Origin of the sequence: Amycolatopsis sp. NPDC006131, assembly GCF_040614175.1 — a bacterium.
Lineage (GTDB): Bacteria > Actinomycetota > Actinomycetes > Mycobacteriales > Pseudonocardiaceae > Amycolatopsis_E > Amycolatopsis_E tucumanensis.
On record NZ_JBEXTX010000148.1, the window covers coordinates 1 to 15,713 of the forward strand.

Here is a 15,713-nt window from a genome sequence, read left to right on the forward strand (position 1 = left end):
ATCGGTCTGGACACGATCAGCGAAGCTCTCCTCTTCCTCTTCGGTGCGGATAGCACCGGGGACGACGCAGTTCACCCTGATACCCCGTGCCGCGGCGTGCGCGGGGGTGGCCGTCGAGGGTGGAATCAGCCGACCGAGATCGCGACCTGGTGCAGGCCGGGGCCCTCGGCGGTCACCGAGGCTTCGCCGTTGCCCGAGCGGTGCAGGGCACGCACCGTCCAGGCGCCGGGCGCGGCGTAGAACCGGAAGTCGCCCTCCGGGGAGGCCTGGACCTCGCCGGCGAAGTCGCCGTCACCGTTCAGCAGGCGCACGTAGGCGCCGCCGACCGGGCCGTCGCCGCCGACGACCTTGCCGGCCACCACGACCTGACCGTTGGTGTCGATGTCCGCGGGCGTCGCCGTCTGGACCGGCGCGCCGCAACCGTCAGCACTCATCGTCACTTCCCCGTTCCGGTTTCGATCGGCACGCCGACCAGCGAGCCGTACTCGGTCCACGAACCGTCGTAGTTCTTCACGTCCTCGAGCCCGATCAGCTCGTGCAGCGCGAACCAGGTGTGGCTGGAGCGCTCACCGATGCGGCAGTAGGCGATGGTCGCCTTGGACGTGTCCAGGCCCGCCTCGTTGTAGAGCTCGGTGAGCTCCTCGGCGGTCTTGAAGGTGCCGTCCTCGTTCGCGGTCTTGGCCCACGGCACGTTCAGCGCCGTCGGGATGTGGCCGCCGCGCTGCGCCGACTCCTGCGGCAGGTGCGCCGGGGCCAGCAGCTTGCCGGAGAACTCGTCGGGCGAGCGGACGTCGACCAGGTTCTTGGTGCCGATCGCGTCGACGACCTCGTCGCGGAAGGCGCGGATCGAGGTGTCCGGCTCCTTGGCGACGTAGTTGGTGCGCTCGCGCTTGACCTCGTCGGAGGTCAGCTCGCGGCCGTCCAGCTCCCACTTCTTGCGGCCGCCGTCGAGCAGCTTGACCTTGTCGTGGCCGTACAGCTTGAAGTACCAGTACGCGTAGGCGGCGAACCAGTTGTTGTTGCCGCCGTACAGGACGACCAGGTCGTCGTTGGAGATGCCCTTCTCCGACAGGAGGGCCTCGAAGCCCGCCTTGTCGACGAAGTCGCGGCGGACCGGGTCCTGCAGCTCGGTCTTCCAGTCGATCTTGACCGCGCCGCGGATGTGGCCGCCGTCGTAGGCGGTGGTGTCCTCGTCCACCTCGGCGAAGACCACGCCGGGGGTGTTCAGGTTCTCCTCGGCCCACTGCGTGGTGACCAGGACGTCTTCACGGCTCATGAGAGCACTACTCGCTTTCTTCTTCTCGTGGGTGGACTGTCAGGAAGCCTGGCTCGGCGCCACGCGCCGGATCAGGAGGTACATCTCGCAGCCGAGGCAGAAGTTGAAGGCCGCGTTGAGGAATGCCGCGAACAGCGCGAACGCCGTCGCGACGATGCCGAGCGCGGTGACCCCGGTGGCGTAGCCGACGGTGCCGACCAGCGCGAACACGAACCCGACCGCCTGGGCGAACCGCAGCGGCGCCGCGTCCTCCCGCTCGGATGTCGGCGCGAGCCGGGGCGCCACGAGGTAGCGGTAGAGCAGCGAGTACGGGGCCGGCTTGAGCCCGATGAACGCGCCGATCGCGAACACGACCGTCTGGACGGCCAGCAACGGCCACCAGCCCGTGATCAGGACCACCGCGAGCACGACGGTCGTGATGACGGCCGCGAAGCGCGGTCCACGGGGGTCTACGGCTGGGCCTGCTGACATGTCACCTCCCTGGCGGGGCGCGCGTGAGCGCGCGTCGGAATGGGTTTTTCCGGCGGGGGGAGAAGCGGGTACGGCTGAGGCGGACCCGCTAGGGCAGACACAGGCTGCTGCGCACGCGGCAGAAGTCGACCGCGCGACGTTGCGTCAGCAGAGTGAGGGGCAGCCTGCACACGAGCGTCAGGCTACCCGGACGTCCCTGAAAGTGGGAGTGGCGTCCACCCAGTGAGAGCATTCCCACGATCCAAGAAAGAAATTCGGCCCAGGTCAGCGGTGTTTGGCTAGGTCACGCGCGCCGGGAGGGGCGGTGTGGGGGCCGGGAGCAGCGTGGTCAGCGGCTTGTCGCTCCGCCGCGCGGGCCGGAAGTGCGGCGCGAGGGTCACCAACAGCCCGGCCAGCGGCGTGTGGCTCCGCGACGCGGGCCGGAAGGTGCAGCACCAGGGCCACCGGCAGCGCGGCCAGCGGGCGTGTCAATCCGCCACACCCGCCGGAGGCGCGGCGCGAGGACACCCTCAACGCAGCCAGCGGTAGGTCACTCCGCCACCCGCGCCGGAAGGCGCGGCACGAGGGCACCCTCAACGCAGCCAGCGGTAGGTCACTCCGCCACCCGCGCCGGAAGGCGCGGCACGAGGGCACCCTCAACGCAGCCAGCGGTAGGTCACTCCGCCACCCGCGCCGGAAGGCGCGGCACGTGGGCACCCTCAGCGCAGGTCAGTGGCGTGTCCGTCCGTTACCGCGATGGGAGGTGCGGCGCGAGGGCCTCCAACAGCGCGGCCAGCGGCGTGTGGCTCCGCGACGCGGGCCGGAAGGCGCAGCACCAGGGCCACCAGCAGCGCGGCCAGCGGCAACCAATCCACCACACCCGCCGGAGGCGCGGCGCGAGGGCACCCTCAGCGCAGCCAGCGGCATGTCTCTCCGCCACCCGCGCCGGAAGATGCGGCGCGAGGCGCCGCCCACAGCGCTCAGCGGCAATCACTCCACCACCCGCGCCGGACGGCGCGGCACGTGGGCGTTCTCAGCCCAGCTCAGCGGCGTGTCAGTCCGTCACCCGCGCCGGGAGGTGCGGCGCGAGGGCCTCCAGCAGCGCGGGCGCCTTCGGCACGCCGCCGACTCGCAGCAGCTCGGTGCCGTCGGAGTCGTAGGCGATCGTGGTCGGCGTGCGCAGCACACCCAGCGCCTGCGCGACCTCCGGCTGGTTCGTCACGTCCAGCTCGACGTGGTTCAGGCCGTCGGTGCGCTCGGCCAGCGGGCCGAGCAGGGCGCGGGTGTGCCGGCACGGGGTGCAGAACGTGGTGGAGATCTGCACCAGGGTGACGCGGGCGCCGGTGTCGAGCACCGCCGCGACCGGCTCGGGCAGCCCGGCCGCGGGCGCCCGGCGAGCCGCCCGGACGCGACCGTTGCGCGCCTTGAGCAGTCCGCCGGCGACCGCCGCGACCACCAGCGTGCCGAGCACGACCCACACGCCCGTCATCCGCGCCTCACCCTCCGGTAGAGCTGGTCGCCCCGCTGAACGTCACGTTCTTGGCCTCGCCCTTGATGGTGACCGAACCGCTGTTCACCTGTACCGCCGTCGGGGTGACCTCGAACGGGAGGTTGCCGGTGTCGATCGTGGCCTTGAAGTTCGGCAGCAGGGCCTGCTGCACAGCTTCGGGAACAACGGTCGTCTCCTTGTCATTCCCGTACTGCAGCCGCTTGGGCACGATGTCGATCGCCGTGCCGTGCAGTTCGATCATGGCGAAGCAGAAGATCTCCAGCTGCTGGCCCGCGATCTGCACGTACCCGGAGATGCGGATGCCGGCCCTGGACTTGTCCTGCTCCTCCTCCGTCGTGCCGTCCTGGCCCTGCTGGTCGCCGCCGGAGCCGCTGTCCGTGCCGCTCTCGGCGTCCTGGCCGGTCTCCACGTACTCGATGCTCGACGGCTCGATCCGCAGGTCGTCGACCTTGGTCAGCGGGTCCACCTTGTTGATGTCGCTGGCCTTGATCGTGACCTGGGCCTCCAGGCGTCCGATGTCGATCGCGTCGGTGTTGCCGTTCACCAGGTCCGACAGCGGCGCCGTGACGTCGTAGAGGTCGGCCGTCACACCGACGTCCTGCAGGTCCTTGATCGGCACCCCGGACGCGGACAGTGAGATGTGCCCGTAGTCGCCGCCGATCGCCTGCGTGGTGAACGGGAAACCGTGGATCGTCACGGACGGGTCGTCGCTCAGCTTCAGCTGCTCGCGGGCCTTCTGCGACACCGTGTGCTCGGCGTACGCGGCGAGCCCGAAATCGGCCCCGACCAGGAGCGCGAGCAGCACGACGAGACTGATGACGATGCGGCGGGCTCGGCGTCCACGGCGGCGCGATCCCGCTGGTGGCACGGCTCGGTCCTGGGTCGCAGGTCTGCTCACTCTTCGTGTCCGATCTGTCTCGTGTCCGGCTTCTGGACAGCCCGAGGCTATGGGTCACCAGTGTGACGTCAGTGTGACGGTGGCTGCAGAGCAGGTGGTTTCCGCCTGTTCACCCGCTAGTCTTGTCCGCTAAGACCAGGGGCGCTCAAGGCTACGGACTAGCAAGAAGGCGGTGTGGCGATGAGCCTGGACCTGCTCGTACTCACTTCCGAGGCGGAAGCCACCGCAGTCCTCCCAGCTCTCGACCTGCTGCCGCACACGGTACGCGTCCGGGCGCCGGAGGTCACCGCGCTGCTCGACGCCGGCCACCGGGACGTCATCTTGCTGGACGCGCGCACCGATCTCGCGTCGGCCAAGAGCCTCTGCCGCCTGCTGAAGGGCACCGGCGAGGACGAGGGCAGCACGCCGATCATCGCGGTCATCGGCGAGGGCGGCCTGGTCGCGGTCAGCGCCGAGTGGCGCACCGACGACATCCTGCTCCCCACCGCGGGCCCGGCCGAGGTCGACGCCCGGCTGCGGCTGGCGACCACCCGCGACGGCGGCGCCACCCAGGTGGACACCGAGCTGCGGGTCGGCGACCTCGTGATCGACGAGGCGACGTACACCGCGCGGCTGCGCCGCCGCACCCTCGAACTCACCTACAAGGAGTTCGAGCTGCTCAAGTACCTCGCGCAGCACGCGGGCCGGGTGTTCACCCGCGCCCAGCTGCTGCAGGAGGTCTGGGGCTACGACTTCTTCGGTGGCACCCGCACCGTCGACGTGCACGTCCGGCGCCTGCGCGCCAAGCTCGGCCCCGAGCACGAGCAGATGATCGGCACCGTGCGCAACGTCGGCTACAAGTTCGAGCGCCCCGCCAAGGCGGGCGCCAAGCCCGGCGTGACTTCGCTCAACTTCGAGCCCGGCGAGCTGTCCACGGAGTTCTCCACCCCCTGATCAGGGATAGCGTGAATCCGTGCTGACTGTGGTGTGGGTCGACGAACTGGACGAGACGACCACCCGCGAGGTGCGTGAGCTGCTGCTCGCCGCCCGCGAGGTGGACGGGCGACCGGACATCTCGCCCGGCGAGCCGTTGCCGGGCGAGTTCGCGTCCGGGCCGCACCTGCTGGCCCGCGCCGACGGCGTGCTCGCCGGCTACGCGCACCTGGACACCTCCGGTGACGCGTTCGGCCGCCAGGTGGCCGAGCTGATCGTGCGGCCGGACCACCGGCGCCAGGGTGTGGGCACCGAGGTGCTGTCCGCGCTCGTCGACCGCGCCGGCGACGCGCCGCTGCGCATCTGGGCGCACGGCGACCACCCCGGCGCCGCCGCCCTTGCCGAACGAGCGGGCTTCTCGCGTGCCCGCGAGCTGCTGGTCATGCACACCCCGGTCGACCCGGACTGGCCCGAGCCCCGGCTGCCCGAGGGCGTCTCGCTGCGCACCTTCGTGCCCGGCCGGGACGAGCAGGCCGTCATCGAGGTCAACGCCCGCGCCTTCGACTGGCACCCCGAGCAGGGCAGGCTCACGGTCGACGACCTGCGTGCCGAGGAGTCGGCGGACTGGTTCGACGCGGACGGGTTCTTCCTCGCCGAGGACAGCACGGGCAAGCTGCTCGGCTTCCACTGGACGAAGGTGCACCCGGCCAACCCGCGCCGGTTCGGCGGCCGGGAGACCGGCGAGGTGTACGTCGTCGGCGTCGACCCGGGCGCGCAGGGCGGCGGGCTGGGCAAGGCCCTGACGCTGGCCGGCCTGCGGTACCTCCGGGACCGCGGCCTGCCCCAGGTGATCTTGTACGTGGAAGGCGACAACGCGCCCGCGATCGCCGTTTATTCGCGACTCGGCTTCGCCCGCCACGAGGTCGACGTCCAGTACGAACGGTGATCACCGTTCCGTTACGTTAACCCTCCGCCAATGGTTCATCACGGATCGCGAACCTGCAGGTCACGGCCCGGACACGGCACCCGGTCGGGTGAAGTAGTCCCGCTCACATTGGCGGCCTTGTTCACTTTGCGTTCACCTGTACAGAGGGGCGCGTCCACCCGTGCTGCCTAATGTCCGGTTGCGACGAATGGCTATCACTAGCTGGAGGACATGAAGTGAAGATCATGCGGCCGATGGGTGCTCTCGGCATCGCGGCGAGCGCTGCCCTCGTGCTCGCGGCCTGTGGCACCGACCCGGCGTCGACGGGCAACACCCAGACCTCGGGTGCGGCGACCGCGCCGACCGCGACCGCGAACGTCGAGTGCGGTGGCAAGTCGCCGCTCACCGGCGAGGGTTCGACGGCCCAGAAGACCGCGGTGGACATCTTCGCCCAGCAGTACACCAAGGCTTGCGCCGGCCAGATCGTGAACTACAACGCGACCGGCTCCGGCTCGGGCGTCAAGCAGTTCACCGCCAAGCAGGTCGACTTCGGCGGCTCGGACTCGCCGCTGAAGGCCGGCGACGAGCAGACCAAGGCCAACGAGCGCTGCGCCGGTGGCGAGGCCTGGAACCTGCCGCTGGTCGTCGGCCCCGTGGCCATCGCCTACAAGCTGGACGGCGTCTCCTCGCTCACGCTGAACGGCGAGGTCACGGCCAAGATCTTCAACGGCCAGATCACCAAGTGGAACGACCCGGCCATCGCCGCCCTCAACGCGGGCGTCAACCTGCCGGACAAGCCGATCCAGGTGTTCTCGCGGTCGGACGAGTCGGGCACCACCGACAACTTCCAGACCTACCTCGAGGCCGCCTCGAAGGGCGCCTGGACGCAGGGCACCGGCAAGGCCTTCAAGGGCGGCGTCGGCAACGGCGCCCAGGGCTCCAACGGTGTCGCCTCCGGCATCCGCGCCGCCGACGGCGCCATCGGCTACATCGAGTCGTCCTACGTCAAGGACGGCCTGAGCGCCGCCAAGCTGGACAGCGGCTCCGGCGCCGTCGAGCTGACCCCGGAGAACGTGGCCAAGGCGCTCGACGCCGCGACCTTCCGCACCCCGGGCAGCAACGACCTGGCCATGGACCTCAAGGCCATCTACGCCAGCAACACCCCGGGCGCCTACCCGCTGCTGCTGACCACCTACGAGATCGTCTGCTCGAAGGGCTACGACGCCGACACCGCCAAGGCGATGAAGGCGTTCCTGACCGTGGCTGCCACCACCGCCCAGCAGCCGATCGCCGAGAAGGGTTTCGTGCCGCTCCCGCAGTCCCTGCAGGACAAGGTGCTGACCTCGATCAACGCGATCTCCTGACGATCGACTGCCACCCCAGAACGGGTTGCACTGAGTAACTGATGAGCGAGTCACTCGCGAGGCGGACGCCCACCGGCGACACCGGTGGGCGTCCGCTTGCGTCTAGACCACTCCCGGAGGCCCCCGATTACGGCGCAACCACCGGCCACTGAGCGAACTCCCTCACTGGCCTCACCGAACAAGACCGCGAAGGTGCGGCCGGGTGACCGCATCTTCAAGAACCTGAGCACCGGCGCGGGCATCTTCGTCGTCGCACTCATCGCGCTGATCGGGATCTTCCTGCTGGTGCAGGCGATTCCGGCACTGAGCGCGAACGAGATCAACTTCCTCACCTCCCGCATCTGGGAGACCGGCGACCCCACCCACCTGCGGTTCGGCATCCTGGACCTGCTGCTGGTCACGATCTACACCTCGCTGGTGGCCCTGATCATCGCGATGCCGATCTCGCTGGGCATCGCGTTGTTCCTGACCCAGTACGCCCCGCGCCGGCTGGCGCGTCCGTTCGCCTACGTCGTCGACCTGCTCGCCGCGGTGCCCTCGATCATCTTCGGTCTGTGGGGCATCCTCGTGCTGGCGCCGAAGATGGCGCCGGTTTCGCAGTGGCTGAACGAGACCCTGGGCTTCATCCCGATCTTCGGCACCGGCAACGTGTTCCCGAACTACTCGGGCACGATCTTCACGGCGGGCGTGGTGCTCGCGGTGATGCTGCTGCCGATCATCACCTCGCTGTCCCGCGAGGTGTTCGAGCGCACGCCGACCGCCCACATCGAGGGCGCGCTCGCGCTCGGCGCCACCCGCTGGGAGGTCATCCGGACGACGGTGCTGCCGTTCGGGAAGGCCGGCTACGTCGGCGCGTCGATGCTCGGCCTCGGCCGCGCCCTCGGTGAGACGATCGCGCTGGCCGTCATCCTGTACATCCCCCGCGGGCACTTCTTCGACTGGAGCGTGTTCGACGGTGGCGCGACGTTCGCGTCGCAGATCGCCGCGAACTACGCGGAGTTCAACAACCCCACGTCGGCCGGCGCCTACATCGCGGCCGGTCTGGTGCTGTTCGTCCTGACCTTCGCGGTGAACTTCGCGGCCCGGACGATCATCGGCGAGCGGAAGGCGGACTGATGACCTCGACACTGTCCGAGACCGAGCGGCTGGCGTCGCCGCCGGCGTTCCAGCAGGTCAGCACGGCCCGCAAGGCCAAGAACGCGCTCGCCACGGTGCTGGTGTGGCTGTCGTTCCTGATCGCCGTCGCCCCGCTGGTGTGGGTGCTCTACACGGTGATCGCGAACGGCATCAAGCGCATCCCGTACAGCAACTGGTGGGCCCAGGACTTCGGCTCGGTGCTGTCCGACGAGGTCGGCGGTGGTGTCCTGCACGCCATCATCGGCACGCTCGAACAGGGCCTGATGTGCGCGGTCATCTCGGTGCCGCTCGGCCTGCTGGTCTCCATCTACCTGGTGGAGTACGGGCGGGACAGCAGGCTGGCCAAGGTCACCACGTTCATGGTGGACATCCTCTCCGGTGTCCCCTCGATCGTGGCGGCGCTGTTCATCTACGCGCTGTGGATCACCACGTTCGGCCTGCCGCGCAGCGGGTTCGCCGTGTCGCTGGCCCTGGTGCTGCTGATGATCCCGGTCGTCGTGCGCTCCGCCGAGGAGATGCTGCGGATCGTGCCGGACGACCTGCGCGAGGCCTCCTACGCGCTGGGTGTGCCGAAGTGGAAGACGATCATGAAGATCGTCCTGCCGACGGCCCTGTCCGGCATCATCAGCGGTGTCATGATGGCGCTGGCCCGCGTCATGGGCGAGACCGCGCCGCTGCTGGTGCTGGTCGGTTACTCCGCCTACGTCAACTGGGACCTGTTCGCTGACAACCAGGCGTCGTTGCCGCTGCTGATGAACACCGAGCGGGCCACGAACTCCATGGAACCGGGTAGCGTCGGATTCGACCGGATCTGGGGCGCCGCGCTGACCCTCGTCATCATCATCGCCCTCATCAACCTGATCGCCACGGTGGTCTCCCGCCTGGTCGCCCCGAAGAAGAAGTGAGCGTTCCGCTATGGCCAAGCGAATCGACGTCAAGGACCTCGACATCTACTACGGCAAGTTCCACGCCGTCGACAGCGTCACGCTGTCCGTGCCGCCGCGGAACGTCACGGCCTTCATCGGCCCGTCGGGCTGCGGCAAGTCGACCGTGCTGCGCACGCTGAACCGGATGCACGAGGTCATCCCGGGCGCGCGGGTCGACGGTGAGGTCCTGCTCGACGGCGAGGACATCTACGCGTCCTCGGTCGACCCGGTGCAGGTCCGCCGCACGATCGGCATGGTGTTCCAGCGGCCCAACCCGTTCCCGACGATGTCCATCCGGGACAACGTGGTGGCCGGGCTGAAGCTGGCGGGCACGAAGAACAAGAAGAAGCTCGACGAGATCGCCGAGCGGGCGCTGCGTGGCGCGAACCTGTGGAACGAGGTCAAGGACCGGCTCAACAAGCCGGGCGGCAGCCTCTCCGGTGGTCAGCAGCAGCGGCTCTGCATCGCGCGGGCCATCGCCGTGCGCCCGGACGTCCTGCTGATGGACGAGCCGTGCTCGGCGCTGGACCCGATCTCGACGCTCGCGATCGAGGACCTGATCGCCGAGCTGAAGAAGGACTACACCATCGTGATCGTCACGCACAACATGCAGCAGGCGGCGCGGGTGTCGGACCAGACGGCGTTCTTCAACCTGGCCGGTGTCGGCCAGCCGGGACGGCTCGTCGAGATCAACGACACGGAGAAGATCTTCTCCAACCCGAACGAGAAGGCGACCGAGGACTACATCTCGGGCCGGTTCGGCTGATCGTCGTTCCCCGGCGACCCCCTCGGCCCCGCGCCGAGGGGGTCGCTTCGTTTCAGAGCACCAGCAGGGTCTTGCCCACGGTGGTGCGGTTCTCGACCGCGGCGTGCGCGTCGGCGGCCCGTTCCAGCGGGAACGTCTGCCCGATGACCGGCCGGACGAGCCCCGCGGCCGCGCGGGACATCATCTGCCCGGCCCACCGCGCCACGTTCGGCGGGAACTCGAAGAGCTGCTCGATGCCGATCACGGTCACGCCCCGCTCCCGCGCGTCGTCCGGATCGACGGACGTGGGCTCGCCGCTCGCGGCACCGTGCACGGAGAACCGGCCGCCGCGGCGCGTGACCTCGAACGCGGCCTGCCCGATCGCACCGCCGACGCCGTCGAACACCAGGTCGGCACCCGCGCCGCCGGTCGCGTCGAGCACCTCCTTGGCCCAGCCCGGTTGCGTGTAGTCGACCACGACGTCCGCGCCGAGTTCCCGTACCAGTTCGAGCTTCCGTGAGCCACCGGCGGCGCCGACGACCCTGGCGCCCGCGGCGCGGGCGAGTTGCACCAGCAGGCTGCCCACACCGCCGGCCGCCGCTTCGACCAGCACCCACTCGCCCGCGGCGATCCCGGCGTTCTCGACCAGGCCCAGCGCCGTGCTGCCGTCGCTGTGGAGCGCGGTGGCCTCCGGCAGCCCCAGGTCGTCGGGCACCGGGAACAGGTCGGCCACCGCCGCGACGGCCCGCTCGGCGAAGCCGCCGGCCTCGCCCGTGCCGGCCACGACCCGGCGGCCCAGCCAGGCCGGGTCGACCTGGTCGCCGACCGCGTCCACCCGACCGGCGACCAGGCTGCCGGGCACGTACGGCAACCGCGCCGCTCGTGCCAGCGGTCGGTGCCGCGGCGGATCTGGGTCTCGACGAACGACAGGCCCGCGACCGCCACCTCGACCACGACCTGGCCCGTTCCCGGCACCGGGTCCGCAGCCTCCCCGGGAACCAGCACTTCGGGACCACCGAAACCGACCACCTGGACCACGCGCACCGCTGGCTCCCTTTTCGCTCACCGACTCGGTGATCACGAGCCTGCAACCTCCACGTTGGTGGAGGTCAAGCGGGCAGTGAGGCAAATCCGGTGGGAACTGTCGGTGGGTGCCGCTAGCGTCGGGGACGTGGTTCAGGTTTACGTGGACGGTGTCGGCGGGCGGCTGCCGAAGCCCCGGGCGGTCGCGGCGGCCGGGCGGGCGCTCGGCGCCATCCCGCCGCCGCTGCAGGTGCTGATCGGGATCGTCAGCGTGCAGGTGGGCGCGTCGCTCGCCAAGCAGCTGTTCGCGGTCGCCGGGCCTGCCGGGACGGTCGCGCTGCGGTTGTTCTTCGCCGCGGTGGTGCTGCTGCTCGTGTGGCGCCCGGTGCTGCGCATGGGCCGGCGGGCGCTGCCGGTGGTCCTCGCCTACGGCGTGGTGCTGGGCACCATGAACCTGACCTTCTACCAGGCGCTGGCGCGCATCCCGCAGGGCATCGCGGTCACCATCGAGTTCCTCGGGCCGCTCGCGGTGGCGCTGGCCGGGTCCCGGCGCTGGCTCGACGTGCTGTGGGCGCTGCTGGCGGCGGGCGGCGTCGTGCTGCTCGCCGAGACGCGGGGCGACCTGTCGATGCTCGGCATCGTGTTCGCGCTCATCGCGGGCGCGTGCTGGGGGCTCTACATCCTGCTCAGCGCGTCACTGGGCAAGCGCACCGAGGAGGGCAAGGGGCTCGCGCTCGGCATGGCCGTGGCCGCGGTCGCGGCGATGCCGGCCGGTGTGGTCGAGAGCGGCACGAACCTGCTGTCGCCGTGGGTGCTGCTGATCGGGCTCGCGGTGGCGCTGCTGTCGTCGGTCGTCCCGTACTCGCTCGAACTGGAGGCGCTGCGCAAGATCCCGCCGCGCGTGTTCGGCATCCTGATGAGCCTCGAACCGGCCGTCGCGGCGCTGTCCGGGCTGCTGGTGCTCGGGGAGGCGCTGCACCCGCTGCAGTGGCTGGCGATCTGCTGCGTCGTCGCGGCCTCGATCGGGGCGACCCGCTCGGTGCGGGATGCGCCCTGATCGATCTCGGTAGGCTGGTCGCATGACCGTGCTCGACGAAGTCGGCCACTCAGCTGCGCTGCTTCGAGCGCTCCAGCGGGAACTCATGGTCTACAAGTTCGGCATCGACGAGCTGATGACCAAGCTGCGGATCCTGTCCGAGGAGTTCGACTTCGCCAACCAGCACGACCCGATCGAGCACCTGGCGAGCCGCGTCAAGTCGCCGGAGGCGATCCTCGACAAGCTGGCCCGCAAGGGCCTGGAGCCGAGCATCGAGGCGATCCGCGAGCACATCGAGGACATCGCCGGGATCCGCGTGGTGTGCCCGTTCGTGCCGGACGTCTACCTGGTCGCCGAGATGCTGGGCCGCCAGGACGATGTCGAGGTCGTGCGGACCAAGGACTACATCGCCGAGCCGAAGCCGAACGGGTACCGCAGCCTGCACCTGATCGTGCGGATCCCGGTGTTCCTGTCCGACCGGGTCGAGCGGGTCAAGGTGGAGATCCAGATGCGCACGGTCGGCATGGACTTCTGGGCCGCGGTGGAGCACAAGCTGTTCTACAAGTACGCCGGCACCGCGCCGGCCGACTTCGCCGACGAGCTGCGCGCCGCCGCGGAAACCGCGGCCGACCTGGACGCGCGGATGACCGCCCTGCACCAGCGGCTGCAGGGCGGCCCGTCCTAGTTCGTCAGAGGTCCTCGTCGTGGGCGTAGCCGGGCATCTTGCCGGTCGCCACGAACACCATCCGCTTGCCGACGGACACCGCGTGGTCGGCGAACCGCTCGTAGAACCGGCCGAGCAGCGTGATGTCGACGGCGGCCGCGACCCCGTGCTCCCAGTCCTTGTCCATGATCACCGTGAACAGGTGGCGGTGGATCTCGTCGACGCGGTCGTCCTCTTCCTCGAGGGCGCGGGCCGCCTCGACGTCCCGGCTCTTGATGACGTCGGCGACCTTCTCCGCCAGCCGGACGTCCAGCTCGCCCATCTCGGCGAAGTAGTTCCGGACCGGCTCGGGCAGGGTGGCCTGCGGGTGGCGGCGGCGGGCCGCCTTCGCGACGTGCAGGGCGAGGTCGCCCATCCGCTCCAGGCTCTCCGCGGCGTGGATCACGGCCAGCACGGTGCGCAGGTCGGTCGCGACCGGCGCCTGCAGCGCCAGGAGGGCGTACGCCTTCTCCTCGTTCTCGGCACGAGCGTCGTCGATCTTCTGGTCGTCGCCGATCACCTGCTCGGCCAGGGACAGGTCCGCTTCGAGCAGTGCCTGGGTCGCCTTCTTCATGGCCGCGGCGGCCTGGAGCGACATGTCCGCCAGGTTCGCGGCCAGGTCTTCGAGTTCGACGTGGTAAGCCTCGCGCATGGCCACACTCTACGACCCGTTCGGGGCAATCGCCGCATCGCGAAGTGAACCCGGAATGAACCGGCGCTAACGAGTTGTCACGAGTCCGACGAGGTCGAACTCGACGACTTCGACGACTTCGACGAGCTGGGCGGCGGGGTCTGCGTCGCGCTCGCGGCCGCCTTCGCCGCCTCGTACTCGGGGGTACCGGGCAGCGGGGTGTTGTCGATCATGGCCTGGAACAGCTCCTTGGACTTGGTCTCCAGGAGCACTTCGTTGCCGCGGGTGTTCGGCTCGCCGACGGTCGGGACGGTGAGGAACTTCAGCTTGCTGGTGTCCAGGCCCTTCATCGACTGGGCCAGCGTGAGCATCTGGTCGACGCCGATGTTGTCGCCGAAGGTGGCGCGGGCGAACGCGGTCACGAAGTTCGTGAGCTGCGTCGGGTCGGTGATGACGCCCTGCGACATCGCCTTCTGCAGCAGCGCGGTGAGGAACTGCTGCTGCCGCTTGATGCGGCCGTAGTCCGAGGTGGGGTCGCCGACCACGTGGCGGGCGCGGACGAAGCTGAGCGCCTGGTCGCCGGAGATCGTCACGTCGCCGGTCTCGGCGATCACCATCCCGAGGGTGGTGTCCCGGATCGGGCTGTCGACGTGGACGGTCACGCCGTGCACCGCGTCGACCATCTCCTTGAAGCCGCCGAAGTCGATGCCGACGAAGTGGTTGACGCGCAGCCCGGTGAGCTGCTGGACCCACTTGGTGAGGCACTTGGGCCCGCCGACCGCGTACGCGGTGTTCAGCTTGACCTTGGTGGCCGCGGCGACGATCTCGCTGGAGTAGGTGCCCGCGGCCGCGTCGTAGCGTTCGCAGGCGGGCCGGGAGATCTCCAGGTCGCGCGGGAAGGACACGATCACCGCGCGCTTCCGGTCGGCCGGGACGTGCGCCAGCATGATCGTGTCCGAGCGGGCGCCGCCGACGGTGTCCGCGTCGCCGACGTTCTCCTCGGCGGTGGCGCCGGCGCGGGTGTCGGAGCCGACGATGAGGAAGTTCTCGTCACCGGTCTGGCCTGCCGCGTTCTGGATGTCCGAGGAGTTCTCGTCGAGGGCGGCGATCTCGGTGAACTTGCTGTTGAACCAGGTCTTGGTGCCCCACAGCGCGCCGGTGGCGAGGAAGATCAGCCCGGCCAGCACCGCGCAGGCGATGCGGGTGATGCGGATCGACCGGTCGCTGCGGCGTTGTTTCTTTTCCTGCAGGCGGGTCTGCGGCGCGGCCTTCTCGTCGTCCCCGTCGGACTTCACCGGCGCGACGACGCGCTGCAGCCGGGTGCGGGTCTGCTCGATGAGCGCGACCGGGCGCGCGATGAAGCGCTCGCGGCGCTCCTGGCGCTTGGCCTCCTCGGCGGCGAGCTCCTCATGGGCGGCCGCGAAGCGCGCCAGGGTGTTGTCGATCTTGCGGCGGACCTTGGTGTGATCGCCGACGGGCTCCAGCTCGTCGGTCATCGTCAGGCGGTCCGCGGGGCTCACCGACCGCCCCCGCCCCGGGCGCCGCGGACCACCGGGCCGCTCGACCGGCTCGCGGAGCTGGGTGGCGTCGGATTCCGCTTCGTCGGCCGGGGTGGCTCGCCGGTTGGCGGGCGGAGGGGTGGGGCTGGGGCGGGGCGCCTCGGCGTTGCCGGCCTGCGGCGCGCTCGGCCGCGGCGGAGCGTCGGCACGCGCCGAGGGCTGCGGAGAGCTCGGCCGGGGCGGGGCGTCCGCGCGGCCGGAGGGCTGCGGCGCTTCCGCGAAGCCGCTGGGGTGCCGGGTGTCCGCGCGGTCGGGCTGGGGCGGGTTTGCGCGGCGGGCGGGGGCTGCCGCGCCGTTCGCGGCCTCCACGAAGCCACTCGGGTGGGCCGGGGCATCGGCGCGGCCGGAGGGCTGGGGTGCTTCGGCGAAGCCGCTGGGGTGCCGGGCGTCGGCGCGGTCGGGCTGGGGTGCGCGGCGGGCGGGGGCCGCCGCGCCGTTCGCGGCCTCCACGAAGCCACTCGGATGGACCGGGGCATCGGCGCGGCCCGAGGGCTGGGGTGCTTCGGCAAAACCACTCGGGTGCCGCGCGTCGGCGCGGTCGGGCTGGGGTGCACGGCGGGCAGGAGCCGCCGCGCCGTTCGGGGCCTCGACGAAGCCGCTCGGATGCACTGGGGCAGC

General features: G+C 70.4%; 15 protein-coding genes and 1 pseudogene. 8 read left to right on the forward strand and 8 right to left on the reverse strand.

The window, feature by feature from the left end; all coding sequences use genetic code 11:
- Positions 1–125 precede the first annotated feature (125 nt).
- The 5 genes from ABZ215_RS39835 to ABZ215_RS39855 form a co-directional block, all read right to left on the reverse strand.
- On the reverse strand, positions 126–434 hold the full coding sequence (locus ABZ215_RS39835; RefSeq protein ID WP_026153631.1) for a DUF1416 domain-containing protein: 309 nt from the start codon (positions 432–434) through the stop codon (positions 126–128).
- A gap of 2 nt (positions 435–436) precedes the next feature.
- A complete protein-coding gene (locus tag ABZ215_RS39840) occupies positions 437–1,276 on the reverse strand; it encodes a sulfurtransferase (RefSeq protein WP_354955842.1) in 840 nt (279 codons plus the stop codon).
- A 39-nt stretch (positions 1,277–1,315) separates the two neighbouring features.
- Positions 1,316–1,747, reverse strand: coding sequence for a DUF4395 domain-containing protein (locus tag ABZ215_RS39845; protein WP_026153632.1), 432 nt, complete (start codon positions 1,745–1,747; stop codon positions 1,316–1,318).
- Positions 1,748–2,780: 1,033 nt separating this feature from the next.
- A complete protein-coding gene (locus ABZ215_RS39850) occupies positions 2,781–3,215 on the reverse strand; it encodes a thioredoxin family protein (RefSeq protein WP_020421436.1) in 435 nt (144 codons plus the stop codon).
- A gap of 7 nt (positions 3,216–3,222) precedes the next feature.
- Positions 3,223–4,104 carry a DUF2993 domain-containing protein gene (locus ABZ215_RS39855; RefSeq protein ID WP_237338863.1) on the reverse strand — a complete coding sequence of 294 codons (882 nt, stop codon included), beginning with the start codon at positions 4,102–4,104 and terminating at the stop codon, positions 3,223–3,225.
- A gap of 210 nt (positions 4,105–4,314) precedes the next feature.
- On the opposite strand from ABZ215_RS39855, the gene ABZ215_RS39860 reads away from it, so the two are divergent.
- From ABZ215_RS39860 to pstB, 6 genes are all read left to right on the forward strand, one after another.
- Positions 4,315–5,067, forward strand: coding sequence for a response regulator transcription factor (locus ABZ215_RS39860; RefSeq protein WP_020421438.1), 753 nt, complete (start codon positions 4,315–4,317; stop codon positions 5,065–5,067).
- Between the two features lie 19 nt (positions 5,068–5,086).
- Complete coding sequence (gene mshD, locus ABZ215_RS39865) at positions 5,087–5,992, forward strand: mycothiol synthase (RefSeq protein WP_237338862.1); 906 nt, start codon at positions 5,087–5,089, stop codon at positions 5,990–5,992.
- Positions 5,993–6,207: 215 nt separating this feature from the next.
- Positions 6,208–7,335 carry a phosphate ABC transporter substrate-binding protein PstS gene (gene pstS / locus ABZ215_RS39870; protein ID WP_354955845.1) on the forward strand — a complete coding sequence of 376 codons (1,128 nt, stop codon included), beginning with the start codon at positions 6,208–6,210 and terminating at the stop codon, positions 7,333–7,335.
- A 192-nt stretch (positions 7,336–7,527) separates the two neighbouring features.
- Entirely contained in the window at positions 7,528–8,451 is a 924-nt protein-coding gene (pstC, locus tag ABZ215_RS39875) for a phosphate ABC transporter permease subunit PstC (RefSeq protein WP_020421441.1), read from the forward strand.
- The gene (gene pstA / locus ABZ215_RS39880) at positions 8,451–9,377 is read left to right on the forward strand and encodes a phosphate ABC transporter permease PstA (protein WP_237338861.1); all 927 of its coding nucleotides are present in this window, start codon (positions 8,451–8,453) and stop codon (positions 9,375–9,377) included. Before pstC ends, pstA begins: the two co-directional genes overlap by 1 nt.
- Positions 9,378–9,387: 10 nt before the next feature.
- Positions 9,388–10,164 carry a phosphate ABC transporter ATP-binding protein PstB gene (pstB, locus tag ABZ215_RS39885; protein WP_020421443.1) on the forward strand — a complete coding sequence of 259 codons (777 nt, stop codon included), beginning with the start codon at positions 9,388–9,390 and terminating at the stop codon, positions 10,162–10,164.
- A gap of 52 nt (positions 10,165–10,216) precedes the next feature.
- Here the strand turns inward: pstB and ABZ215_RS39890 are convergent.
- Positions 10,217–11,187, reverse strand: a pseudogene (locus ABZ215_RS39890) (zinc-binding dehydrogenase).
- 142 nt (positions 11,188–11,329) lie between these two features.
- Here ABZ215_RS39890 and ABZ215_RS39895 point away from each other — a divergent pair.
- Both ABZ215_RS39895 and ABZ215_RS39900 read left to right on the forward strand, forming a co-directional pair.
- Positions 11,330–12,223: an EamA family transporter gene (locus ABZ215_RS39895; protein ID WP_020421445.1), complete on the forward strand. Its 894-nt coding sequence runs from the start codon at positions 11,330–11,332 to the stop codon at positions 12,221–12,223.
- Positions 12,224–12,245: 22 nt separating this feature from the next.
- Positions 12,246–12,887: a GTP pyrophosphokinase family protein gene (locus ABZ215_RS39900; protein ID WP_020421446.1), complete on the forward strand. Its 642-nt coding sequence runs from the start codon at positions 12,246–12,248 to the stop codon at positions 12,885–12,887.
- 4 nt (positions 12,888–12,891) lie between these two features.
- Here the strand turns inward: ABZ215_RS39900 and phoU are convergent, their stop codons facing one another.
- Positions 12,892–13,557 carry a phosphate signaling complex protein PhoU gene (gene phoU / locus ABZ215_RS39905; protein WP_020421447.1) on the reverse strand — a complete coding sequence of 222 codons (666 nt, stop codon included), beginning with the start codon at positions 13,555–13,557 and terminating at the stop codon, positions 12,892–12,894.
- A 77-nt stretch (positions 13,558–13,634) separates the two neighbouring features.
- Positions 13,635–15,704: an LCP family protein gene (locus ABZ215_RS39910; RefSeq protein ID WP_354955847.1), complete on the reverse strand. Its 2,070-nt coding sequence runs from the start codon at positions 15,702–15,704 to the stop codon at positions 13,635–13,637.
- Positions 15,705–15,713: the final 9 nt, after the last annotated feature.